The 1,733-nt window shown below is 47.3% G+C and carries 1 rRNA gene and 1 other annotated feature (1 of these 2 running past the window's edge); the gene reads left to right on the forward strand.

Annotated elements, in window-relative coordinates:
• The first annotated feature begins 117 nt into the window (after window positions 1-117).
• Window positions 118-1,639 (forward strand): 16S ribosomal RNA (locus LB450_RS13980).
• Window positions 1,600-1,733 (forward strand) — a sequence feature (mutual gap in cmsearch alignment for this rRNA model is longer than 100) (it continues 2,567 nt past the right edge of the window). It overlaps the preceding rRNA gene by 40 nt.

Genomic DNA, 1,733 nt, shown 5'->3' on the forward strand with positions numbered 1-1,733 from the left:
TTACTTATAGAATTAGAAACATTAAAAGATTAGACTAATTGTAACAGATTAGAGTTAATTCCTGAGAATAAGATGTAAGAGTCGAATTCATTTAGACGTTAAGATATATAAGATTTAACGATGAAGAGTTTGATCCTGGCTCAGGATGAACGCTAGCGGCAGGCCTAACACATGCAAGTCGAGGGGTAACAGGGTTTTCGGACCGCTGACGACCGGCGCACGGGTGCGTAACGCGTATACAATCTACCTATTACTAAGAGATAGCCCAGAGAAATTTGGATTAATATTTTATGGTATTATCGATTGGCATCGATTGATAATTAAAGGTTACGGTAATAGATGAGTATGCGTCCTATTAGCTTGATGGTAAGGTAACGGCTTACCATGGCAACGATAGGTAGGGGTCCTGAGAGGGAGATCCCCCACACTGGTACTGAGACACGGACCAGACTCCTACGGGAGGCAGCAGTGAGGAATATTGGACAATGGGAGCAATCCTGATCCAGCCATGCCGCGTGCAGGAAGACTGCCCTATGGGTTGTAAACTGCTTTTATACAGGAAGAAAAAGCCCGACGTGTCGGGTGTTGACGGTACTGTAAGAATAAGGATCGGCTAACTCCGTGCCAGCAGCCGCGGTAATACGGAGGATCCAAGCGTTATCCGGAATCATTGGGTTTAAAGGGTCCGTAGGCGGGATGATAAGTCAGTGGTGAAAGTCTGCAGCTCAACTGTAGAATTGCCATTGATACTGTTGTTCTTGAGTGCTTGTGAAGTGGTTAGAATGAGTAGTGTAGCGGTGAAATGCATAGATATTACTCAGAATACCGATTGCGAAGGCAGATCACTAACAATTCACTGACGCTGATGGACGAAAGCGTAGGTAGCGAACAGGATTAGATACCCTGGTAGTCTACGCCGTAAACGATGGTTACTAGCTGTTCGGATCAATTGAGATCTGAGTGGCTAAGCGAAAGTGATAAGTAACCCACCTGGGGAGTACGTTCGCAAGAATGAAACTCAAAGGAATTGACGGGGGCCCGCACAAGCGGTGGAGCATGTGGTTTAATTCGATGATACGCGAGGAACCTTACCAGGGCTTAAATGCAGTTTGACAGGGGTGGAAACACCTTTTCCTTCGGGCAAATTGCAAGGTGCTGCATGGTTGTCGTCAGCTCGTGCCGTGAGGTGTCAGGTTAAGTCCTATAACGAGCGCAACCCCTTTGGTTAGTTACCAGCATGTAATGATGGGGACTCTAGCCATACTGCCAGTGTAAACTGTGAGGAAGGTGGGGATGACGTCAAATCATCACGGCCCTTACGTCCTGGGCTACACACGTGCTACAATGGTAGGGACAGAGAGCAGCCACTCCGTGAGGAGGAGCGAATCTACAAACCCTATCACAGTTCGGATCGCAGTCTGCAACTCGACTGCGTGAAGCTGGAATCGCTAGTAATCGCATATCAGCCATGATGCGGTGAATACGTTCCCGGGCCTTGTACACACCGCCCGTCAAGCCATGGAAGCTGGGGGTACCTGAAGTCGGTCGCCGCAAGGAGCCGCCTAGGGTAAAACTAGTAACTGGGGCTAAGTCGTAACAAGGTAGCCGTACCGGAAGGTGCGGCTGGAATACCTCCTTTTTTAGAGTATTGCATCTGATAAGATGTAGTAGACGTTTAAAGAAAGGGAATTAATTAAGCTTTAATCAAGTATCAAAAAGGATAAGCTTTTGTG

Source organism: Psychroflexus curvus (assembly GCF_020164585.1).
GTDB classification, from domain to species: Bacteria; Bacteroidota; Bacteroidia; order Flavobacteriales; family Flavobacteriaceae; genus Psychroflexus; species Psychroflexus curvus.